We start from the raw sequence: 21,066 nt of genomic DNA on the forward strand, positions 1-21,066 counted from the left end.
GATATTTGTCTGTAGAAATTATTGGTAATTCAATATAACATTGCGGGCATACTCTCCTCATGATAAAACGCTATTTTCGCCTAAAGTATTGCTTTCCGGGCTAATTCCATTTTCAACTCCCTATATGGCTTCGAGGCTCTTTTCGACTGTGCACCGAGATGGATGGAAAGGAATATTCGAAAACCGAGCAGGCTGTTTTTACTGATGATGTGAAAGCAACGGAGTTCATGAAATGAGCTTAATAAAAAGCTCGTCATGGTTTGTCTTTCCATACATATATTGAGAAGAGGGAGGGGAACGCTTTGAAAACAAATTGGGGTGCTGCCTTTCAAATTGCAGCTGTTTATGTCGGAACTGTGGTGGGGGCTGGTTTTGCGACCGGAAGGGAAATCGTTGAATTCTTTTCCCGTTTTGGCATATTTGGACTGATTGGAGTGTTCATGGCTGGATACATTCTTACATATATGGGTGCTAAATTAATGCGTATTGCTGCGGCCATCGGTGCCCGTTCATACGAGGAAATGAATGTGCATTTATTCGGGCGGTTTTTTGGAAGGATCATTAATATATTGATGCTGTTCATGCTTCTTGGCGTTTGTGCTGTTATGCTTTCCGGAGCCGGGGCAGTATTTGAGGAACAGCTTGGATTATCGAAATCACTTGGAATCATTGTTACGATTGCTTTGTCACTTGCAGTAATGGTAGTCGGCCTAAAGGGCGTTTTTGCAGTTAATACTTTTGTGGTTCCGATGATGATCTTATTCAGCCTGATTCTATTTTCCCTGTCAGTCAAATTGCCTGGTTTTTTTGAACAGGTTGTGTTTATTCCATATGCCGAGGATGGCTGGAAAGCCGTAATCGGCCCGTTTTCCTATACGGCACTGAACCTGTCTCTTGCCCAGGCGGTGCTTGTACCTGTCGCGGCAGAGATAAAGGACGATCAAACAGTTAAGTGGGGGGGGATTCTTGGGGGAATTGCACTGACATTGATTTTGCTCTCAAGTCACTTGACTTTGATTATGCTCCCAGGATTCGATACATTCGAGATTCCGATGGCGGTTATCATGAAACAGCTGGCAGCCAGCCTTTATTGGATATTTGTCTTAATTGTTTATGGTGAAATTTTCACATCTGTAATCGGCAATATCTATGGTCTGGAAAGACAGATACAAAAACATATAAAAGTGCCAAGCATGCTGATTGTCTCTTTTCTCTTCCTGATCTGTTATTTCATCAGCTTGATTGATTATGGAACACTTCTTTCGTTCCTGTATCCGGTATTCGGCTATATCAGTTTAGTATTCATTGTCTTACTGTGGATGAAGCCTGTCAATTTAACAAATCGATCATAAAAAAAGGCTGTTTTCGTAAAGATTGTTGTTAAAATCTTAAAGCCGATTTTAACGTGCTATAAGCAATTTTGCAGTTCGTTTTTAAGTGTGCAAGCTCTTTTCTCATAATAAGCTTGAATTTTATAAAGAAAACTAGGTCATTCAATCCAATTTAGTAGTCAATAGCAACAAAGTTTGAGAAAAGAGCCTAAAAAAAAGAAGGGGGGTGCCCTTCTTTTTTTATTTATTTCTCTTCTTTCATGATTGTCTTCGCCATTTGGATGAAGGCATCACGATGATCAGAACCTTCTTTTGTGAATAGAGTAAGCTTCAAAGGCTGTTCTTCATTTTTAATAAGGTAGGTGGTAACATTGTCTGCTCCGTTTTTTGTTTCCATACCCCAGGCATTGCTGAAAAATGGATCCTCAGGAATTTCAGTTTCATTTACCTCAGGCCCGACTGCGGCCAGCTGCGCCTTTGCGTTTTCTTCAACCATTTCCCATTCTGCATCTGCTGGAAGCAGTTCTATCCTCATGAAGATACTGTCATCCTCGGTCAACATCAGAACATCTTTGTTTGGTTCTTCTGCTGTCAATTCATAATCAGGCAAGACATACATTGAATAATTTTGATTATCGTTATACTTTAGAAAACCGGTTTGCTGCTTCTGTTCTCCATTCAATGTATAATCAAGGTTCTGTTCCATGATTCGGATCAGGCCTTCTTCATTGGTCTTTTCCTGTTCCGCCGCTTGCTGCTCTTCATTCGCAGCTTCCGGTGCAGATGCCTGCTGTGATTCAGGTGTCTTTTTCACTGCTTTTTCAGACTCTTCTGCGGATCCGCAGCCTGCAATGATAAATGCCGACAAGCCAATGAGTGCGATTGGTTTTACTAATTTGTTCATGTCGAATTGCCCCCTGTTATTTCATTTGGTGTTTTCTACAATTTTAGACGAAAAAAAAAGAAAGAATGTTACAATCCCTTATCAAAATAACATGGACATGTCTCTTCCGGCAATAATGAAAATGACCCACGAGCCAGCGTGGGTCATTTTCATTATTCATTATTTTCATTGCTACCTGAGAGGAAGAAAAACAAATAATAATAAATCAAAAACAATATGGGATACAATCACGAGCGGCATGCTCCGTTTCCACGCATATAAAATGCTCCATGCAAGGCCGGCGATCACTGCAGCCAGTATCAGAATGAACTGACCGGAATAGAAATGGACAGAAGAATATAGAAGTACAGATAAACCAATCGTCATTTTCATTCCAAAGTATTGACTAAGTCGTTTTTGAATGAATCCGCGCCAAAAAATTTCCTCTCCAGGAGCAATAATCAAGACAAGTACAATATAATGCCAGAATAATTCAGGAGAAAATCTGCTGTACAGGCGGGTGATTTGACCTGAAAAAGGCAGGTTCAGCAATTCGATCAATAAACTTCCGAACCAAAAGAGACCAAATAAGCCTGCTCCTGAAACAATTCCTAATGTTAAATAAGTGAGTGTGGATGCATTGTCCTCGATTTCTTCATGGATGATAGAAAAGCTTATAAGAACAAGCATTGAAGCTGTGAAAATATACCAGAAAACGTTTTGATCCTCGAAGGTAAAAAACATAAGAAGATGCGCGATTAAAATGCCCAGAATCAGTCTGGGATCCGCCATCCATTTCTTCATTCTCGATAAACCCCTTTCCAGAAACAAAATTTATTGTACCAAATAATTCATTAAAGTTGTAAGGAAAAGATTTCTACAAGATGGGGTATGTTAAGACAGAACGAAAAACGATGGGAGGAAAGAGCATGTCTCAATCGAAACGCGAAAAGGAGCGTAATTGGACTGTCCGCAAACAGGACCAGCATCCTCACGGGAAAGTTAAATCGTACAAGGAATTAGCTGGCAAAGAAACAAAGGAATAGAAAAATTTGAAGAGCCGGAACGCAGCTCCGCAGCCGGAATGTTTACCAAAGAAGAAAAAGCAGCAAAGGCTGCTTTTTTCTTCTTGCATAAAATATATTAATAGGCTGTTTCTTTTACAATTTTATAATTTTTATGATTGATTACTGTACGCTGGTCCAGTTCCAAATCCCTGAAATTGTTCATATATGTTAAATCAACAATGACAGAATTCTCATTTACCTTTTCCACAACTCCCTGTAATCCCTCTTTGAATTCGATTACATTTCCAACTTCAGCTTTCTTCAAATAACCTCGCTCCTTCGTTATATTTCGAATTACTAACATTTTGCCTTAAATATTTCAATGCGTAAAGAAAAATCTGTAATAAAGTTTAAATGTTCACGAAATTTTCAAATTTAAAATTTAGAAAATTCAATTTATATTTTTATTATATAGAAAAATAACATTTCTATCCAGAAAAAATTTTAAAAGTTTTTTAGGATTTTTCCCATTTAATTAAGTTCGAAAACATGTATCTGTAAGATTGCAATTTGCAAATTGAACAATAGGATATAAAATGGTTTTAACCTATTAGTTATAAGGGGTGTGAAATATGGACAAGGAACAAGCTGAAAGAATGCTCGAAAACTTGAAAAATAGAGAGGTTGAAGAGATTTTTGTTGCGAAGCAGGATTTTATGGTTTTCCGTGAAGTGATTGTTAAGAGAGAAGACTTTAAATATTTCAGGGGTATTGCCCAAAGAGGCGGAGATGTCATTTATCAATATATGGATGAACCAAGGAGCTAATCCGATTACCTATGTTAAAGGGGAAAAATGTACTATACCTATTAGTGGAATAGTAGTAAAATATTAACATAGACTGATGAGGTGATCGCAGATGGAAACTATGTGCCGTAATAGAATAAAAAAAGAAATCGAACAAAAACGAGAAGAAATGATTTATTCGGCAAAAGAAACAGGTTTTCTAAGCGTCCAGACCATATCAGTAAGCCAGGAACTTGATCGGCTGTTAAATATTTTTCAGGAAGAAATTCAGCCATTATCAAAATGAATGTTGAGGGACACTTAAGCAGTGTCTTTTTTATATCTCTAATTGGTTGAAAATTCACATATTTATTTGCTGATGATAAACTTTTTTAAGGCCTTATAAGAAATATGAGGGGGATGATGAGGGATGGAGTTAATAGACAAGCTTGAACAGCTGAAGGAGGAAATAAGGAAGGTTGTGGTCGGACGGGACCAGGAAGTAGAAATGATGGTCATATCCCTTTTGAATGATGGCCATATTCTAATGGAAAGTGTGCCGGGAACAGGAAAAACGCTTCTTGCGAAAACATTCGCAAACGTCATAACGGGAAAGTTTTCAAGGGTCCAGTTTACACCAGACGTTTTGCCAAGTGACATAACTGGCATCCAGTTTTTCAATCCGAAGCTTCAGGAGTTTGAATTGAAACCAGGTCCTGTGGTAACCAATATCCTTCTAGCAGATGAAATTAACCGTGCCACCCCAAGAACACAGTCTAGTTTGCTGGAAGCAATGGAAGAACATCAGGTGACAATCGATGGACATACGATTCCGCTGAACACTCCTTTTCTTGTCATTGCAACACAAAACCCGGTTGAATCACAGCAGGGTACCTTCCAGCTGCCTGTTGCCCAGATGGACCGCTTCTTCATTAAACTTTCACTTGGGTATCCAGAAATCAATGAAGAAAAAGAAATGATCAAAAAGCACAGATTTGGAACTGAAGCTGCAGAAATCAATGCTGTCTTTAAAGAGGAGGATATCCTCTTTCTTAAGCAGGAACTAAGGAAGGTTAAACTGGCTGATGTGGTTGAAGAGTATCTATTGAAAATCACTAGGGAAACAAGGAATCATGGATCCATCGAATTAGGCATCAGTCCCCGTGGAACGCTTGCTCTTGTAAAAGCAGCACAAGGCAGGGCGCTTGTTAAGGGACGGAGCTTTGTGGTGCCGAATGATGTAAAGGAAATGGCTCCATTCGTCCTTGCCCACAGAATTTATCTTTCCGCAGAGGCTTCACTGACGATGACGACGGAAAAAGTAGTCGAGGATTTGCTGGAATCTATCCCGCTTCCGGTAGAAGCTGAGGTTTGATGCCATGCAATGGAAAAAAAACGTGATTGAGGATCGCTTTTTGTCCATTCTGGCATTTCTCGGTATTTTATTGGTGATTGTAAGCTTTTACATAAACTCCTGGCTGATTTTCGGAGTCGGTATTCTGATCATTTTTCTGGCATTCGCCAATTCCTATTATTTAAAACATATAGGAGAGGGACTGTTTTTTGAGAACAACCGGAATCGCAATCGCTTTTTCATTGGAGACCGGGGGGATTGGAACCTTCATTTCCTCAATCAGGGGCTGCCAATCATGAAAGGGAATATCTCTATTTATTTTGACAGTGCAGTTGTCCCTGCTTCAGCTGAATATTATATCCATCAATCAAGAGTAGATGTCACCCTGCCGTTTTCGATCGGACGAAAAGAAAAAGCCAACATTCATATTCCTTTTCTTGCTGAAAAGCGGGGACTATCGAAAATCAGGAAGCTGGAGCTTCATATTCCGCATTTTTTTGGCTTCGGGGACACGATTCTTGAATTTACCGATGTGATCAATATGGAGACACTTGTCTATCCAAAACCGCTATCGGTGAACAATATTGATCGCCACAAATCAGTCAAGCCTGGAAACAGCCCATCTATTTTCTCTGTTTTTGAAGATAACATGGGACCGGTTGGAACAAGGGATTATCTGCCAACCGACAGCTTCAACAGAATTAACTGGAAAGCAAGTGCAAGGAGAATGACATTGCAGACAAAGGAATTTGAAAGGATCAATGAGGCTGGAGCCGTTTTGTTGATCAACGTTTCTGATGGGTATTCAGTAACCAGCAAGCTTGAATTTTTAATGAGCAGCATTGCGGAAATGGGTTACTTTTTTCATCGGAACAATATCCCTTTCTCCCTTTGCATGAACATAAGGTCTGCCGGGTTGACGCCTTTTACCTATCTTCCATTAGGTTCTGGAAAGGATCATCTGCAAAAGCTCCTGGATTTATTGGCGATTGCCGATTTTCACTCTCCCACCATTCCGCATGAACAATTGCTTTTCTTCTATAAAAGGCATTTGGCGCTCGCACCCGTCATGATATATGCTGGGGTCCGTACACCAAGGACAGATGGCTATATGCAAGAGTGGTCAAGGGAAGGGGTACAGCTTTTTCAACTGCAACAACATAACGAAGGTGGATACCTTGAACCGCTAAAAACCGTGTTAAAGGATGTGGCCGGCAAATGAATATTCGTGTCTTGCATGTCTTTTTTCGCTTTTATATCGAATGGACCTTTGCCAGTCTGATTTTTGTGATTATGCATTTGTTATCCTCACAGCAAATGCCATTGACTGCAATGATGGCTATAGCTGCGGCAGCCTCATTGGTTTTCGCGATCCTGTTGGAGAAAAAGCCGAATTTTGCCAAGCCAGTGTATGTACTTGTCATCCTGCCGTTGATTGTCCTGCTTGGAAATATAAGCGGACTGGATCTTTTTTATACAGGGACCACCGCAGTAATGGTCTTTTGGAGGACCCTGAAATTTCATGAGGATTCTACAAGTCATTCGGAAAGCGTTTGGCTTGTCGTCACCTTTCTCGCAGGAGTGTTCGTTTCCCCGCTTGGGTATTTTTATGGCGGGAGCTATTTAATGCAGATCGCGATCCTTTTGATTTTTCAGTTGATGTTTATCTTATCGGGGCAATTTTTGCTAAAATGGCTGGATATTGAAACGGCTGCGAAAAATAGGTTCGCATTTACCTATTCCAGCCTGCTGGGTGGAATGCTGCTTCTGGTCGCTGCACTGACCTTCGGAAGAAATCTTTTAAAGGAATCATTCTTTTTTGTCCTGCAAGCAATTGGATGGATTCTTTCCCTGCTGCTATATCCACTTTTCTCATGGATTGCCTCTCCTGCCCTACAGGAAAGGGCAAGTAAAGTCCTCCCAAACAGAAAGCCGAATGTGGAAGATGCCCATTCTTTTGAGACGGCCAAGCTGGGTTTTGATCCGAATTTCTGGGGACCAATCCTTTTTGTGTTTTTAGTGGTAATCGCTTTTTATTTTATTTATAAAAAAACAAGTTTGTTTAAAAAAGAACAAGGAACGAGTGAAATCCAGGCTGGGTTTGTCACAAATACTCCCTTCAATGATTCTTCACTGAATAACCTGCTTTCAAGGAAGCGGATGGCAATGCCCGCCAATCAAGTACGGAAAGAGATTTTTCAACTGGAAAAATTCGCACATAAAAGAGATCTTGGGAGACTTAATTTTGAATCAATCAATGAATGGTTTGAAAGACTCGGTATTCTATACGATCACAGAACCATCCGGACATATGAAAAAGTAAGATATGGTAATGATCAGGAAGAACCTGTAGAAGGCTGGTTCAAAGAGGATATCAAGGCCATCAAGAAACAACTAATTTCACTTGAAAAACATTCCAAAGAAGAAAATAAAACAGGACTGAAAGACACCTTAAGAAACATTTTAAAACGAAATTAAAATCTTTTGTCACAATTTCGTTAAAATGAAAACGTTTTACTAAAAAAAATGCGCAAAACCTTTAAAAAACAAGGTTTTTTCATTGTCTATAGTGGGGTGAAATGCTATTCTTTTGTGTGGGATGCCAATCCATATTTCTGAGGAAATGATTGGAAACAATATATGGTGTGAAAGAACAACACAAATGGGTAAAATACAAATATCATTTTGGCCAGGCCAGATTTTGACCTTTCGCTGAATTGAACCATTTAGTTCGGAAGGCATCATGTATGGTCATCTTAAACATTTATTTAAAGGAGATTGATCTAGTATGGTACAAAAACAATTCAAGGTTGTTGCTGAAACAGGAATCCATGCTCGCCCTGCTACAATGCTTGTTCAGGCTGCAAGTAAGTTCGATTCAGAAATCCACTTAGAATATAAAGAAAAAAAGGTTAACCTTAAGTCAATCATGGGTGTAATGTCATTAGGAATCGGCCAGGGTGCAGACATCGCGATCATCGCTGAAGGAAGCGACGAGCAAGATGCTCTTAATACGCTGGAAGAAACTCTTAAAAGAGAAGGCTTAGCTGAATAATGGGCTTTCTCCAGGGTATTGCTGCTTCAAATGGCATTGCCATCGCAAAAGCCTATAAGCTTGTCGAGCCGGATTTTTCTTTTGAAAAAAAATCGGTAGATGCCCCTGCTGAAGAGGTTGCACGGTTCCAGACAGCGCTTCAGACATCAAAAGCTGAGCTTGAAAAGATCCGTGATCATGCAGGAACAGCTTTGGGTGCAGATAAAGCAGCGATTTTTGATGCACATCTTCTAGTATTAAGTGATCCAGAACTGATTTCACCCATCGAAGATAAAATCACAACTGAAAATGTCAATGCAGAACACGCATTGAAAGAAACTGCTGATATGTTCATTGGCATGTTCGAATCTATGGACAATGAATATATGAAAGAACGTGCAGCAGATATCCGCGATGTAACAAAGCGAGTGCTTGCACATCTTTTGGGAATCCAAATTCCTAATCCAAGCATGATTGCCGAAGAAGTGGTTATTGTCGCTGAGGATTTGACTCCTTCAGATACAGCCCAGTTAAATCGCCAGTTTGTAAAAGGTTTTACAACCAATATTGGCGGCCGTACATCACATTCTGCAATCATGGCTCGTTCCATGGAAATTCCTGCGGTTGTCGGCACCAAGGCAGCTACAGAAGAAATCAATAACGGCGATCTCGTTGTTGTGGATGGGTTGAAAGGTGAAGTTCATTTCAATCCGACTCCAGAGGTTCTTGATGCATATAAACAGATTCAGGAAGACTTTGAGAAGCAAAAAGCAGAATGGGCAAAGCTTGTTAATGAAAAATCAGTAACAGCTGATGGCCATCATGTAGAGCTTGCCGCGAACATCGGGACACCGAAGGATTTAAAGGGTGTTGTCGAAAATGGCGGTGAGGCTGTAGGACTATACCGTACGGAATTCCTCTATATGGACAGGGACCAGCTTCCTACTGAAGAGGAACAGTTTACAGCATACAAGGCTGTTCTTGAAGGCATGGAAGGCAAGCCAGTCGTAGTCCGCACATTGGATATCGGCGGTGACAAAGAACTTCCATATCTTGACTTGCCAAAAGAAATGAATCCTTTCCTTGGTTTCAGGGCAATCCGTCTTTGCCTGGAGGAAGTAGATATTTTCCGTACACAGTTACGCGCTCTATTGCGTGCCAGCGTTCATGGCAACCTGAAGATCATGTTCCCGATGATCGCTACTCTTAATGAATTCAGGCAAGCAAAAGCGATGCTGGAAGAAGAGAAAGCTAAGCTTGTAGAGGAAGGCATCAAGGTTGCCGACCACATCGAACTTGGAATCATGGTCGAAATCCCTTCAACTGCGGTCCTTGCAGACCAGTTCGCAAAGGAAGTTGACTTCTTCAGTATCGGAACAAATGACCTTATTCAATATACGATGGCTGCAGACAGGATGAACCAGCAGGTATCCTACTTGTACCAGCCGTATAATCCGTCCATCCTTCGTCTTGTGAAAATGGTTATTGATGCAGCGCATAAAGAAGGCAAATGGGCTGGCATGTGCGGGGAAATGGCCGGTGACGAAACTGCTATTCCGATTTTGCTTGGTTTAGGTCTTGATGAGTTCTCAATGAGTGCTTCTTCAATCCTGAAAGCACGCTCTTTGATCAGAAACCTGAACAAAGCCGATATGGAAAAGCTGGCTTCTGACGTCTTAAACATGAGCACCACAGAAGAAGTAGTCGAAGCAGTAAACAAAGCAGTCGCTTTGTAATATATTTGTAATACAAAAAATGTTTTACCCTATAGATGGCGGGTATATATGAATAAGCACTTTGGTTAGACTGAAAGTAAGCTAATCATTCTCATTTTCCCCCAGATTTGGCCGGCTGTTAAACAGCCGGCATTTTTTTGTGCCTAAAAGCCAATTCGCATGAAATATAAGGGCGGGATGCCCGGCAGTAACAACTTCGGACATGTTTGAAGAAAAATGGAGAGAAGTTGTCCGAAGCAGGATCGGCTTTGGACAGGTTTGAAGGAAAATGGAGAAAAGCTGTCCGAAGCAGGAGCAACTTCGGACAGGTTTGAAGGAAAATGCCAAAATGTTGTCCGAAGCAGGATTGACTTCGGACAGGTTTAAAGAAAAATGCAGAAAAGCTGTCCAAAGCTGGGGCGATTTCGGACAGGTTTGAAGTGAAAAGCAGAAAAGCTGTCCGAAGCAGGATCGACTTCGGACAGGTTTGACGGAAAAAGCAGAAAAGCTGTCCGAAGCAGGGGCGACTTCGGACAGGTTTGCAGGAAAAAGCAAAAAAGCTGTCCGAAGCAGGGGCAAGTTCGGACAGGTTTGCAGGAAAAAGTAGAAAAGCTGTCCGAAGCAGGGGCGACTTCGGACAGGTTTGACGGAAAAAGCAGAAAAGCTGTCCGAAGCAGAGGTGACTTCGGACAGGTTTGTCGGAAAAAGCTGAAAAGCTGTCCGAAGCAGTGGCGACTTCGGACAGGTTTGAAGGGAAAAGCAGAAAAGCTGTCCGAAGCAAGAGCACCTTCAGACAGGTTTGCAGGAAAAAGCAAAAAAGCTGTCCGAAGCAGTGGCAAGTTCGGACAGGTATGACGGAAAAAGCAGAAAAGCTGTCTGAAGCAAGATCAACTTCGGACAGCTCTAGAGAATATAGCAGGAAACCTGTCAAAAGTCAGTCCAACTTCCAGACAAGTTCATAAGGAAGAGCATCAAAGCTATCTAAAACAGTACTTATCTGACAGGTGAATAAAGTGCTGATAACGGCTGCCCCTAATGACTGTACAAATAAAAAAGGTGCCTGTCACGCAACAGCAGGTCAGCTTCTTAAACTTTAAATGGGTTTTTCCACTCCATCAGCATTCCATAATTCAGTGATTCTTCATCTTCCAGATAATTGGCTACCGGTTTTACCGGAGTACGGCCGCAGCGGAGCAAAAAGGAAACGACCGGATCCCTCAATTCACCACCCAGAACTTTTTCTACATACTGGTCAATCGACAGTTGTGCAGAGAATGCGTGATAACCTGGCATCCTGCCGCCTCCCAAAAGTCTATCCAATCCTAAATGAACAACTGTCTCATACATGCATTGCATCATCCATTTTCCAAGTCCTAATTTACGATAGGCAGGGCTGATGCAAATATCTACAATATAAAGGGTGTTGCCGTCCGGATCATGGTTCCGGATATAGCCATTATCGGTAATATCAGCCCAGGAATGTTCTTCATCACCTTTTTTCATTTCAACGATCAGGCCGGTGATCGACCCTGCAATGCGGCCGCCAACTTCGACACATATAGCACCTTCGGTGAACAAGCTAATATGATTTGTCAGCTGCTCTTCATTCCACCAGAGTTCTTCCGGAAATGGCGGGGGAAAGGCTTCCTGCTGGACACGGATTAACTGCTCAAAATCGTCTCTCGTATAATTTCTAAACGTTGCCTTGACAGGTTTATTATTTTCGTAAACATAAATCTCTTTATAAAACATGTTCGCACCTCGAAAAGTCGTCATAACCACAGTATAAAAAGTTCGGGCACACAAGGTCAACTTGTGATCCATTAAATAAAGTCGATTGTTTAAAAAGACCAAAGAAAGGGTAACATAATGATGCGCATAAAAATGGTAGATCGCTCTGGAGGCCGGGATTAATTTCTCGGCCTTTTTTGATTCTAATGTTAGAATATATTTAAAATTAAAGAGGGAAGAAGGAGTACATATGCTATCCAAAGAAGATACTGTAATTGGATTCATCGGAACTGGTGTGATGGGGAAAAGCATGGCAGTTCATCTGCTTGAAGCAGGCTATCAGCTGACGGTTTTTACCAGGACAAAGGAAAAGGCTGCTGAATTGCTGGAAAAAGGTGCGGTCTGGTCAGAGTCACCACGTGAGGTTGCCCAAAAAGCGGATGTTGTTTTTACAATCGTTGGTTACCCATCAGATGTAGAAGAGGTTTATTTGGGCGAGGAGGGACTAATCGCCAATGGGAAGCCTGGGAGTTATCTGATTGATATGACAACATCCACTCCATCCCTGGCAAAGAAGATTTATGAGGCAGCAAAAGAAAAAGGAATCCATGCGATTGATGCTCCTGTTTCCGGTGGTGATGTAGGTGCCCGGGAAGCAAGGCTCGCGATTATGGTCGGCAGTGATGACGAGGCCTTCCTTGAAGTGGAACCGCTGCTTAATATACTGGGCACGAATATCGTCCATCAAGGAGAGCCTGGTGCAGGCCAGCACACAAAGATGGCCAACCAGATTGCCATAGCATCGAACATGATCGGTGTATGTGAGGCAATCATCTACGCCGAAAAGGCCGGCCTTGATCCTGAGGCCGTATTGAAAAGCATTTCTACCGGTGCTGCAGGCAGCTGGTCACTGTCAAACCTGGCACCAAGGATGATAGCAGGCAATTTCGAGCCTGGTTTCTTTATCAAGCATTTCATCAAGGATATGAAAATAGCCCTCGATGAAGCGAAACGGATGGACATGGAAGTGCCTGGACTCTCGATGGCTCTTTCATTGTATGAGCAGCTTGCTGAAAAAGGCGAAGAAAACAGCGGTACACAGGCGTTATATAAGTACTGGAAACAATCATAATATTTGCTAGTCATAGACCCCTCCCCAGGTAAAGATACTAAAACCTAAAGGAGGGGATTTCTATGGCTAAAAGGACAAAAAAGAACGATCCGCAGCAAAAGAACAAAAAGGGTTTCGACTCTGCTGTCATTGATTCTGAGTTCTCACATGAGATTGGCAGTGCGGCGACAAATAAGATCCATAAAGATAAGGCGAAAAAAGAGAAAGCTCCTAAGAATAACGGAAAATTCAAGGGATAATACAAAGCCGTTCCTCAATAGCAGGAACGGCTTTCAAATTATTGTCGTAAATATCTTTCCAAACGGTCAAGCCCTTCTTTTAGAGTATCCATAGAATATGCATAGGAAAGGCGGAAATACCCCTCTCCAAATTCAGAGAAAGCACTCCCCGGAACAACTGCCAGCTTTGCTTCTTTGACTAAATCCATGCAAAAATCAAATGAGGAAATATTGCTTGCCGGAATTTTAATGAAAAAGTAGAACGCTCCTTCAGGCTTGATGACATCAAGGCCCATGGAGGTGAGTCTTTTGAATACATAATCGCGCCTAATGGCATACTCCTCTTTCATTGGCAATGCGTCATCAACCCCTGCCGTCAAAGCCTCCAGCGCAGCCATTTGGGAAATCGAAGTTGCACAGGTCACATTGTATTGATGTACCTTCAGAATATGTTTCGCCAGATATTCAGGGGCAAAAAGCATTCCTATCCGCCAGCCTGTCATTGAGTGTGATTTGGAAAGCCCGTTAATGACAATTGTCTGTTCCTTCAGGAATTGCGCAATTGATATATGTTCCTGCTCGTAAACCAGTTCACTGTATATTTCATCAGCCAGCACAAAAATATCCTTGTCCATCAGGAGTTTTGCAATTTCTTTGAGTTCGGTCTCATTCAGGCTGACCCCGGTAGGATTCGATGGATATGGAAGGACAATACACCTTGTTTTTTCGGTAATCAGGCTCTCAATCAGCGCGGCTGTCATCCGAAATCCGGTTTTCCTGATGTCCGCATAGATTGGGGTGGCACCGCAAAGCTTGATGATTGGCTCGTATCCTGGATAAACAGGACCGGGCAGGATCACCTCACAGCCTTCATCAAGGATGGTCCGGAAGGTGATATCAATCGCTTCACTTGCTCCCACTGTGATGATTGTTTCTTGTTCAGCTGAATAAGAAACATGGTACTTATCTCTGTAGAAATCCGCTGCGGCCTCTCTAAGCTGAATCAGACCGGCATTATGTGTATATGTAGTGATATTAGACTCTATAGCCTGCTTGCCAGCTTCTTTAACATGTTCAGGGGTTTTGAAGTCAGGCTGTCCGATCGTCAAAGAAACCATATCCTCCACATGGGCAACCATGTTGAAAAATTTCCTGATGCCGGAGATCTCTATGTTTTTAACCCGATTATTAATTAAATGCTCCACGTATGACATCCCTCCCATTATCATTCCTATTTTACCATGTTAAAGTGGAAAGTTGTAAATTCATCTAAAAGGAAAAAGGGTTAATGAAAGAAGCAGAGAATATTAATTTAGGTAGAAATGGAAAGGGGTGTTCCGCTTGGACTTGGAACAAATCAAAAAACATTATACAGAGTTTGATATCTGGATCCAATCATTGAGAAATCTTGACGCCAGTGAATGGCTTATGCCGCTGGGAGAGGGGAAATGGACGGTAGCCGCGGTAGTATCCCATCTGCTCTTCTGGGATAAATTTTCATTGGAGGAGCGATTTCCGTATTTTAAAGAAGACGCAGTTTTGCCATCATTTCCTGATTTTCAGGAAATCAATGACAAGGCGCGTGAATATGCTGAAAATAATGCGACAAAGGACCAAATCCTTGATGAACTCCTTGAGGTCCGTCAAGAGTTCCATGGAATGCTTGAACACATGAATCAAGACGCTCTTGCAGTCTCATTCAAAATTTCCGACCATCAAATGACGACTGGTGCATATTTTGCGGACTTTATCTGGCACGATCTCCATCATCAAAAACAAGTAGATGCTGTGTTAGGAAGGGCAGTCGCAAATTGATTTCATATGCAGACCTTTTTTGGTGTGCTTTAAATTTTTTCGACAAAAACAAACAATCAAAAAAGGATGAGTAGTTATGTCAAATACCGTAAAACATAGAAGGATAATTTTAGATTTAGCAATTACTTTAGATGGATTTATTGAAGGGAAAAATGGAGAAGTTGATTGGTGTATCATGGACCCTGATATGGAGTTTACTGATTTCTTGAATCAAATTGATACTATTTTATATGGCAGGAAAAGCTACGATTCATGGGGACAATATTTTCCAAAAAATGATGACCCTGATACCGAAAAGGAAATATGGAAACTGGTTCATAGTAAAAAGAAATATGTTTTTTCCAGAACACTGAATGCGATTGATCATCAAGCAATAGTCATAAATGATAATATCCTTGGAGAAGTAAATAAATTGAAGCAAGAGCCTGGTAAAGACATTTGGCTATATGGCGGAGCAAGTCTTATTAAAACTTTTATAAATCTCGGGCTTGTTGATGAATTTAGATTATCTATTCACCCTGTTGCATTGGGGGAAGGAAAACCGTTGTTTATTGATTTAAAACAGAGGATTAATTTAAAAATGGTTAATACAAGAACATTTTCCTCAGGCGTTGTGCAAATAATTTATCATTGGCACGGTAACTAAAACCTATTGTAATAAATAATCTAATATTGAATGTTAAAGGGGAATCCATAAATAATGGGTTCCCTTTTTTAATGCAATTATCAACACAAAATTTTTACAAGGCCTTTTGCCTAAAGGTATTAGCCGACCTGCCGATAATAGGTATATAGTACTTATATTTTTTTTAGAGAAGGAAGAGCATGATGAATGATAGCAGTATTTTATTAGAATCGGGCACGAATGAACTGGAAATTGTCGAGTTCGGCATCGGCCAGAATAAATTTGCCATAAATGTCATGAAAGTAAAAGAAATTCTCAATCCTGTGCCTGTCGTGGAGATTCCACAGTCACATCCATTTGTAGAGGGAATCATGGAACTGAGGGGAGAGGTGCTTCCTGTCATTAATGTTGCGTCAGCTTTAGGACTGCCTCAATCTGGCAATCCTCAAATGGATAAGTTCATAGTAGCGGAATTCAATCAGCAAAAGACAGTATTCCATGTCCATACAGTTTCGCAAATTCATCGTATCTCATGGACTCAGATTGAGAAACCATCTGATTTGTATCAGGGACAGGAGAGCCAGGTGATCGGTGTGATCAAGCTGGGAGGAGAGATGGTTCTTTTCCTGGACTTTGAAAAGATTCTACTTGAGATCAATCCTGATTCTGGGGTGAAAATCAGTGATGTCAAAAAGCTGGGGCTGAGAGAGCGTTCTTTGAAAAAAATTGTGATTGCAGAGGATTCTGCGATGCTGAGAAAAATGCTTCATGACACATTGAGTGAAGCAGGATTTGAGAACCTGGAGTTCTTCGAGAATGGGCAGGATGCAATCACTTATCTTGAACATCTGGCAGGAAACCCACAGGAGCTGCCAGGGGCAGTCCAGCTTGTGATCACGGATATTGAAATGCCGCAGATGGATGGCCATCATCTGACAAAGAGGATAAAGGAGCATCCGGTTCTGTCAAAGCTCCCGGTAATCATCTTCTCTTCGTTGATCACGAACGAGCTCCGCCATAAGGGAAGTGTTGTTGGTGCGGATGCCCAGATCAGCAAGCCGGAGATCGCACAGCTGGTCCTGAAGATTGATGAATTAATTTTATAAGGCAGATTGGCTATCAAAAAAAGAAAGCTGGGCTTCCAGCTTTCTTTTAAGGATATCTTTCGCCAAGCTTTTTGAATACTGGCTTTACATATTTTCTTGTCCTGGCAGTACTGGAAGCTTCCTGTGCCTCCTTTAAACCTGTGTAGGATGACAATAATTTCTTTGCATTAGTCAACGATATCGATGCTTTCGGATTCCGGACTGTCTGGTCAAGTTTTCCCAGATGGGGCAGCAATTCAAAGTCCTGTTTAGTCGGCGGGATATGGAAAGTATAATCTCCGCAAACCACGAGTACGTCTGACTGCTGCTGACTGTTCCTTGGATTGTTTGAAAAATGAAGACCAGCCTTTTTGGCTTTTCCTTCCCTGAGCATTTTTTTAATCGCATCATGTTTTAACTGATAAAGAAATTTCGGATTTGGAGCAGTCTTGGCATGACGGTTCACGGTGAAGATAGCTTGCGAGAGGTTCTCAATCGTTGGACGGAGTTGGGGAATATTGTTCCTTTCATTCTTCAATGGGATAGGCTCCTTTCTTCGTTAGGACTTATGCAAGTCCTTTATAACCATATTTCTATTATACCCTTTATTTGGCTTTTTGAGAAATAGAAGCCTATCATCAAGCATTATTATGGTCTGATGGTTACTCTTGTACCATTAGGTACTAGCCGGGCCAATTCGAGGACATCCTTATTATGCATGCGTATACATCCTTTTGAAACTAACTTGCCGATGGAGGCAGGATTATTTGTTCCATGGATTCCATACCCAAGTTTGGAAAGCGATAACCACATAACCCCATATGGCCCGCCTGGGTTGGGTTCTCTGTTGACAATGACAAATTCTCCTACCGGAGTTTGAGTCAGCATTTTCCCGATGCCGACTGGGTAGGTTTTTACTTCATGGCCTGCTCTGGATAAACTTAGCCTTTTGCTGGTTAATGATACTGAAATGGAATAAGGAATGGAAGCAGGCTCCGGAAGTCCGGGGATTGAAATTCGCTGGCCTGGATAGATGATCGCCGGGTTGATGATTCCAGGATTCGCAGACAGGATTTGGCCGATGGGCCGGCGGTAATTAGCTGCGATAATGGCCAAAGACTCGCCTTTTTTAACAATATGATACATAAAATCTCCTCCTCTGAATCAGCTTATGCCTGTTGGAGGGGAAGGTCACCCTGCGGTTTCCGGATGTCGATTTTTAGCGAAAATTAGTAAATATTTAAAAAATAGTATCGTTTTTCCTTATTCAAAAAGGTAAAATAGGGATATAAAACTATTTCGGATCATGGACCAGGTACAAATGTACTTCTGGAATGAGGATGGTTAGATGGATCAGATGAAGCAATCACGAATCACAAAAAGGAGGAGCACAGCTCCCAATAAAATAGAACAGATGATTTCAGATATCATCTTTAAACATGTGACGGATCTTGTTTTTATCATGAAGGTAGAACCGGGATTTCAATTCCGTTACTTATTTGCGAATGAAAACGGGCTGCTTCACGCGGGAATGGACCTGCGTGATATTGGAAGGACGATGGAGGAAGTATTGCCTGTTGACCGGTTGGCCCATTTGCAGCAGCAGTATGTAAAATCCGTGAAAACTGGTGAGGAAGTCGTTTTCCATCATGAAGTTGATCTGGAAAATGACAAACAGGTTCTTGGTGAGACGCTGCTGACCCCGGTCAAGAATGTTTCAGGGGACGTTCAATATGTTGTAGCGGTAACCCGGGATATTACCGAAACGATGAAGGAAAAGAATAGATTGATTGACAGCGAGCAGCGCTATCGTTCACTTATCGACCATAATCTTGATGCGGTTTTTTCGATCGATCTAAAAGGAAAAATCCTTGATGTCAACCCTGCTGCACAAATATTGACCGGTTATACGGTCAAACAGCTTAAATCGAGGAAGATCACCAGCTTGATTTGCGAGAGTGACCTGCCGCCATTCTACGAACTTTTGACTGATACGAAACATGGAAATGCAAAGGAATCGCTTGATTGCCGCTTCATGCACCGAAAGGGCAATTTTCTGACCGTCCATTTGAAGACGATACCAATTGTGATACATTCTGAAATAAAAGGCATGTATATCATTATACGGGACCTTTCCGAACAGGCTAAAAATACCGAGTTGATAAGATACATGGCATTCCACGATCAGCTTACAGGGCTGCAAAACCGAAGGGCACTTCTAGATCATCTTGATAGTCTTGTGAAAAGCCGAATGAAGCAAAAAACTCCATTCGCCCTTCTCTTTCTTGATATCGATCGGTTCAAGTACCTGAACGATACACTGGGTCATCTTGTTGGCGACCAGATTCTGAAACAGGTTGCCGATCGACTGGTCGAAATCCAAAAAGAAAACTGTACTGTGTATAGACAAGGCGGTGACGAATTCATTATTGTCCTTGAAGAAACAGGGAGGCTGGCTGCAGGTGAATTTGCGCAAAAAATATTATCCGGATTCAATGAATCCTTTTATTTCAATTCCCAGGAGTATTATATAACACCAAGCATTGGAATCAGTCTTTATCCCAATGATGGCAGGGATGCTGAATCCTTGATTAAATATGCTGATGAAGCATTATATAGTGTTAAGGAAAAAGGGAAAGCACACTACCAATTTTATCGGTCGGACATGCAATCAACGGGCATTAATGTCATTACCCTAGAGGCCCATTTGCGAAAAGCTATCGAACGGGAAGAACTGGAACTTTATTTTCAGCCGCAAGTGAACTTAATTACCAATGAAGTCTCCAGCTTTGAAGCTTTGCTTAGATGGAACAGCATTGAATTAGGCTTTATTTCTCCGGCTGAATTCATTCCGCTTGCAGAAGATACCGGGTTGATCATCCCAATCGGCAACTGGGTAATTGACAGGGCATGCCGTCAGATCAGGGAATGGTCTGAGAAGGCAGGGAGACCAATCAGGATTGCGGTCAATATATCCCCGAAGCAATTCTTGCAGCTCGATTTAGTCAGGGTAATTAAAAATGCGGTTGAACAGCATGAAATAGATCCTGGTCTTCTGGAAATTGAGATCACAGAAGGAGCAATGCAGGATACGAAAGAAACGATCCCAACCCTAAAACGTTTGAAAAATCTAGGAATCAAAATTTCCGTTGATGATTTTGGGACAGGCTACTCATCACTCAGTTATTTAAAGCAGTTTCCTATTGATGTATTGAAAATTGACCAGAGTTTCATAGGGGATATAAAGTATAACGGCAAGGATGCCGCCATCATAACAACCATCATTCACCTTGGCAAAAGCCTGGGCATGGAAGTGATTGCCGAAGGTGTCGAAGAGCCAAGCCAGGTGGAATTCCTGTCAAATGCCGATTGCGAAAAAGCCCAGGGGTTCTTTTTTGCCAGACCATTAAAAGTAATGGAAGCAGAAGAGAGATTCATCCTGAAATCGAAAACAAGCAGCTGATCAGCTGCTTGTTTTTTTGTGGCGGAGTGTAAATAATGTAAGTTCAGGCTGTGACAAAAACCTGAACGGAAGCCTGGTTGTTCCCAGCCCGCGATTCACATATAGTCTAAATTCCTTGTTGTTTCCTCCGTCATAGAAGCCTTCTACGTATTTTTCGGCAAATGGCGGGGTAACCAGTGGACCGTAAAATGGTATCTGGATTTGTCCGCCGTGGCTGTGGCCGCTCAGCTGCAATTGAATAGAATATTGTGCTGCTTCATCTGCTTTATCTGGAGCATGGGATAAGAGGATGGTATAGGATTCATTAGGTATTTTGGACATAGCTTCTGCCAGATTTGGCTTGCCAAGCATGGCATCGTCAATGCCGGATATCCAAATTGAACTGCCATCAAGAAGCCTGACATCAGCAGAATCGTTCAGCAGCAAAGTGAAACCTGATTGCTCCATCATTTGTTTATATAAATCAGAACCATATCCCCCATGATCGTGATTTCCATATACAGCAAATTTTCCAAGAGGGGCCTCTAACTGTTGTAACAGTGTGATGATTGTCCTTTTCTTTTCTGTAAAGTGCCGGGGGTCATCAAGTAAATCTCCTGTAAAAATAATCAAATCCGGATTCAGTTCATTGATCTTGGCAACTAGCTTCGCAAGCTGCTCAATAGTATATTGAAAACCAATATGAGTATCGCTGAATTGGATGATCTTCACTCCATCAAATCCTGCCGGAAGCATGGCGCTCCCGATAGTATGGCGCTTGATATCAAGCATCCGAGGCTCGACTTCCCGGGCATAGAAATAGCCGCCAGCGGTGAGTCCGCCTGCAGTCAATAACGTGCCGACTGCCTTTTTTATAAATTTCCTCCGGGTGATTTGCTCAGACATGAA

At 41.7% G+C, this 21,066-nt stretch carries 24 protein-coding genes; 16 read left to right on the plus strand and 8 right to left on the minus strand.

All coding sequences use genetic code 11. The annotated features are described in order from the left end of the window. Window positions 1–302 precede the first annotated feature (302 nt). Window positions 303–1,352, plus strand: coding sequence for a YkvI family membrane protein (locus tag FS736_RS02045; protein WP_144474687.1), 1,050 nt, complete (start codon window positions 303–305; stop codon window positions 1,350–1,352). Between the two features lie 223 nt (window positions 1,353–1,575). Here FS736_RS02045 and FS736_RS02050 read toward each other — a convergent pair whose 3' ends face one another. Together FS736_RS02050 and FS736_RS02055 are read right to left on the minus strand one after the other, a co-directional pair. Further along, window positions 1,576–2,235 (minus strand): hypothetical protein, encoded by a 660-nt coding sequence (locus FS736_RS02050; RefSeq protein ID WP_144474688.1) that lies wholly within the window; start codon window positions 2,233–2,235, stop codon window positions 1,576–1,578. A 171-nt stretch (window positions 2,236–2,406) separates the two neighbouring features. After that, window positions 2,407–3,018 carry a CPBP family intramembrane glutamic endopeptidase gene (locus FS736_RS02055; protein ID WP_144474689.1) on the minus strand — a complete coding sequence of 204 codons (612 nt, stop codon included), beginning with the start codon at window positions 3,016–3,018 and terminating at the stop codon, window positions 2,407–2,409. Window positions 3,019–3,143: 125 nt separating this feature from the next. On the opposite strand from FS736_RS02055, the gene FS736_RS24795 reads away from it, so the two are divergent. Continuing rightward, on the plus strand, window positions 3,144–3,260 hold the full coding sequence (locus tag FS736_RS24795) for a DUF6254 family protein (protein WP_222125050.1): 117 nt from the start codon (window positions 3,144–3,146) through the stop codon (window positions 3,258–3,260). Window positions 3,261–3,357: 97 nt separating this feature from the next. Here FS736_RS24795 and FS736_RS02060 read toward each other — a convergent pair whose 3' ends face one another. Beyond that, window positions 3,358–3,546: a YkvS family protein gene (locus tag FS736_RS02060; RefSeq protein ID WP_023615106.1), complete on the minus strand. Its 189-nt coding sequence runs from the start codon at window positions 3,544–3,546 to the stop codon at window positions 3,358–3,360. A gap of 307 nt (window positions 3,547–3,853) precedes the next feature. Here FS736_RS02060 and FS736_RS02065 point away from each other — a divergent pair, with 307 nt between their 5' ends. The 8 genes from FS736_RS02065 to FS736_RS02100 all read left to right on the plus strand — a co-directional run bounded on the left by FS736_RS02065 (window position 3,854) and on the right by FS736_RS02100 (window position 10,964). After that, the gene (locus tag FS736_RS02065) at window positions 3,854–4,048 is read left to right on the plus strand and encodes a hypothetical protein (protein ID WP_144474690.1); all 195 of its coding nucleotides are present in this window, start codon (window positions 3,854–3,856) and stop codon (window positions 4,046–4,048) included. A 100-nt stretch (window positions 4,049–4,148) separates the two neighbouring features. Continuing rightward, window positions 4,149–4,313, plus strand: a complete 165-nt coding sequence (locus tag FS736_RS02070) for a Spo0E family sporulation regulatory protein-aspartic acid phosphatase (protein WP_395883495.1) — start codon at window positions 4,149–4,151, stop codon at window positions 4,311–4,313. Between the two features lie 123 nt (window positions 4,314–4,436). After that, window positions 4,437–5,381, plus strand: coding sequence for an AAA family ATPase (locus FS736_RS02075; protein ID WP_144474692.1), 945 nt, complete (start codon window positions 4,437–4,439; stop codon window positions 5,379–5,381). 4 nt (window positions 5,382–5,385) lie between these two features. Further along, window positions 5,386–6,582, plus strand: coding sequence for a DUF58 domain-containing protein (locus FS736_RS02080; RefSeq protein WP_144474693.1), 1,197 nt, complete (start codon window positions 5,386–5,388; stop codon window positions 6,580–6,582). After that, complete coding sequence (locus FS736_RS02085) at window positions 6,579–7,838, plus strand: hypothetical protein (RefSeq protein ID WP_144474694.1); 1,260 nt, start codon at window positions 6,579–6,581, stop codon at window positions 7,836–7,838. Before FS736_RS02080 ends, FS736_RS02085 begins: the two co-directional genes overlap by 4 nt. A 310-nt stretch (window positions 7,839–8,148) precedes the next feature. Further along, on the plus strand, window positions 8,149–8,415 hold the full coding sequence (locus FS736_RS02090; protein WP_144474695.1) for a phosphocarrier protein HPr: 267 nt from the start codon (window positions 8,149–8,151) through the stop codon (window positions 8,413–8,415). Next, a complete protein-coding gene (gene ptsP / locus FS736_RS02095; RefSeq protein ID WP_144474696.1) occupies window positions 8,415–10,130 on the plus strand; it encodes a phosphoenolpyruvate--protein phosphotransferase in 1,716 nt (571 codons plus the stop codon). The genes FS736_RS02090 and ptsP overlap by 1 nt, the downstream gene beginning before the upstream one ends. Before the next feature lie 570 nt (window positions 10,131–10,700). Then, window positions 10,701–10,964, plus strand: coding sequence for a hypothetical protein (locus FS736_RS02100; RefSeq protein WP_144474697.1), 264 nt, complete (start codon window positions 10,701–10,703; stop codon window positions 10,962–10,964). Window positions 10,965–11,195: 231 nt separating this feature from the next. Here the strand turns inward: FS736_RS02100 and FS736_RS02105 are convergent, their stop codons facing one another. After that, window positions 11,196–11,861, minus strand: coding sequence for a GNAT family N-acetyltransferase (locus FS736_RS02105; RefSeq protein WP_144474698.1), 666 nt, complete (start codon window positions 11,859–11,861; stop codon window positions 11,196–11,198). A 229-nt stretch (window positions 11,862–12,090) separates the two neighbouring features. On the opposite strand from FS736_RS02105, the gene FS736_RS02110 reads away from it, so the two are divergent. Together FS736_RS02110 and FS736_RS24115 are read left to right on the plus strand one after the other, a co-directional pair. Then, window positions 12,091–12,972 (plus strand): NAD(P)-dependent oxidoreductase, encoded by an 882-nt coding sequence (locus FS736_RS02110; protein ID WP_144474699.1) that lies wholly within the window; start codon window positions 12,091–12,093, stop codon window positions 12,970–12,972. Between the two features lie 62 nt (window positions 12,973–13,034). Beyond that, on the plus strand, window positions 13,035–13,211 hold the full coding sequence (locus FS736_RS24115; RefSeq protein WP_186326637.1) for a hypothetical protein: 177 nt from the start codon (window positions 13,035–13,037) through the stop codon (window positions 13,209–13,211). Window positions 13,212–13,249: 38 nt separating this feature from the next. Here the strand turns inward: FS736_RS24115 and FS736_RS02115 are convergent, their stop codons facing one another. After that, window positions 13,250–14,395, minus strand: a complete 1,146-nt coding sequence (locus FS736_RS02115) for an aminotransferase A (RefSeq protein ID WP_144474700.1) — start codon at window positions 14,393–14,395, stop codon at window positions 13,250–13,252. A gap of 136 nt (window positions 14,396–14,531) precedes the next feature. Here FS736_RS02115 and FS736_RS02120 point away from each other — a divergent pair, with 136 nt between their 5' ends. The 3 genes from FS736_RS02120 to FS736_RS02130 all read left to right on the plus strand — a co-directional run bounded on the left by FS736_RS02120 (window position 14,532) and on the right by FS736_RS02130 (window position 16,736). After that, a complete protein-coding gene (locus FS736_RS02120) occupies window positions 14,532–15,005 on the plus strand; it encodes a DinB family protein (protein ID WP_251542228.1) in 474 nt (157 codons plus the stop codon). 76 nt (window positions 15,006–15,081) lie between these two features. Continuing rightward, window positions 15,082–15,651 (plus strand): dihydrofolate reductase family protein, encoded by a 570-nt coding sequence (locus tag FS736_RS02125; protein ID WP_144474701.1) that lies wholly within the window; start codon window positions 15,082–15,084, stop codon window positions 15,649–15,651. A gap of 179 nt (window positions 15,652–15,830) precedes the next feature. Beyond that, complete coding sequence (locus tag FS736_RS02130) at window positions 15,831–16,736, plus strand: chemotaxis protein (RefSeq protein ID WP_144474702.1); 906 nt, start codon at window positions 15,831–15,833, stop codon at window positions 16,734–16,736. Window positions 16,737–16,782: 46 nt separating this feature from the next. On the opposite strand, the gene FS736_RS02135 is transcribed toward FS736_RS02130, so the two are convergent. Then, window positions 16,783–17,253 carry a YkyB family protein gene (locus FS736_RS02135; protein WP_144474703.1) on the minus strand — a complete coding sequence of 157 codons (471 nt, stop codon included), beginning with the start codon at window positions 17,251–17,253 and terminating at the stop codon, window positions 16,783–16,785. 110 nt (window positions 17,254–17,363) lie between these two features. Next, a complete protein-coding gene (locus tag FS736_RS02140; protein ID WP_144474704.1) occupies window positions 17,364–17,861 on the minus strand; it encodes a L,D-transpeptidase family protein in 498 nt (165 codons plus the stop codon). Between the two features lie 202 nt (window positions 17,862–18,063). Here FS736_RS02140 and FS736_RS02145 point away from each other — a divergent pair, with 202 nt between their 5' ends. Further along, window positions 18,064–20,178 (plus strand): sensor domain-containing protein, encoded by a 2,115-nt coding sequence (locus tag FS736_RS02145; RefSeq protein WP_260983505.1) that lies wholly within the window; start codon window positions 18,064–18,066, stop codon window positions 20,176–20,178. Here the strand turns inward: FS736_RS02145 and FS736_RS02150 are convergent, their stop codons facing one another. Next, complete coding sequence (locus FS736_RS02150) at window positions 20,179–21,063, minus strand: metallophosphoesterase (protein ID WP_144474705.1); 885 nt, start codon at window positions 21,061–21,063, stop codon at window positions 20,179–20,181. Window positions 21,064–21,066 lie beyond the last annotated feature (3 nt).

It is taken from the genome of Cytobacillus oceanisediminis 2691, assembly GCF_007678455.1.
Lineage (GTDB): Bacteria > Bacillota > Bacilli > Bacillales > Cytobacillaceae > Mesobacillus > Mesobacillus oceanisediminis_A.

What these genes read in the sequence shown, in the direction of transcription:
- FS736_RS02050 (WP_144474688.1), bottom strand. Translation starts at nt 2,235, where the DNA reads ATGAACAAATTAGTAAAACCAATCGCACTCATTGGCTTGTCGGCATTT.
- FS736_RS02055 (WP_144474689.1), bottom strand. Translation starts at nt 3,018, where the DNA reads ATGAAGAAATGGATGGCGGATCCCAGACTGATTCTGGGCATTTTAATC.
- FS736_RS24795 (WP_222125050.1), top strand. Translation starts at nt 3,144, where the DNA reads ATGTCTCAATCGAAACGCGAAAAGGAGCGTAATTGGACTGTCCGCAAA.
- FS736_RS02065 (WP_144474690.1), top strand. Translation starts at nt 3,854, where the DNA reads ATGGACAAGGAACAAGCTGAAAGAATGCTCGAAAACTTGAAAAATAGA.
- FS736_RS02070 (WP_395883495.1), top strand. Translation starts at nt 4,149, where the DNA reads ATGTGCCGTAATAGAATAAAAAAAGAAATCGAACAAAAACGAGAAGAA.
- FS736_RS02075 (WP_144474692.1), top strand. Translation starts at nt 4,437, where the DNA reads ATGGAGTTAATAGACAAGCTTGAACAGCTGAAGGAGGAAATAAGGAAG.
- FS736_RS02080 (WP_144474693.1), top strand. Translation starts at nt 5,386, where the DNA reads ATGCAATGGAAAAAAAACGTGATTGAGGATCGCTTTTTGTCCATTCTG.
- FS736_RS02085 (WP_144474694.1), top strand. Translation starts at nt 6,579, where the DNA reads ATGAATATTCGTGTCTTGCATGTCTTTTTTCGCTTTTATATCGAATGG.
- FS736_RS02090 (WP_144474695.1), top strand. Translation starts at nt 8,149, where the DNA reads ATGGTACAAAAACAATTCAAGGTTGTTGCTGAAACAGGAATCCATGCT.
- ptsP (WP_144474696.1), top strand. Translation starts at nt 8,415, where the DNA reads ATGGGCTTTCTCCAGGGTATTGCTGCTTCAAATGGCATTGCCATCGCA.
- FS736_RS02105 (WP_144474698.1), bottom strand. Translation starts at nt 11,861, where the DNA reads ATGTTTTATAAAGAGATTTATGTTTACGAAAATAATAAACCTGTCAAG.
- FS736_RS02110 (WP_144474699.1), top strand. Translation starts at nt 12,091, where the DNA reads ATGCTATCCAAAGAAGATACTGTAATTGGATTCATCGGAACTGGTGTG.
- FS736_RS24115 (WP_186326637.1), top strand. Translation starts at nt 13,035, where the DNA reads ATGGCTAAAAGGACAAAAAAGAACGATCCGCAGCAAAAGAACAAAAAG.
- FS736_RS02125 (WP_144474701.1), top strand. Translation starts at nt 15,082, where the DNA reads ATGTCAAATACCGTAAAACATAGAAGGATAATTTTAGATTTAGCAATT.
- FS736_RS02130 (WP_144474702.1), top strand. Translation starts at nt 15,831, where the DNA reads ATGATGAATGATAGCAGTATTTTATTAGAATCGGGCACGAATGAACTG.
- FS736_RS02140 (WP_144474704.1), bottom strand. Translation starts at nt 17,861, where the DNA reads ATGTATCATATTGTTAAAAAAGGCGAGTCTTTGGCCATTATCGCAGCT.
- FS736_RS02145 (WP_260983505.1), top strand. Translation starts at nt 18,064, where the DNA reads ATGGATCAGATGAAGCAATCACGAATCACAAAAAGGAGGAGCACAGCT.
- FS736_RS02150 (WP_144474705.1), bottom strand. Translation starts at nt 21,063, where the DNA reads ATGTCTGAGCAAATCACCCGGAGGAAATTTATAAAAAAGGCAGTCGGC.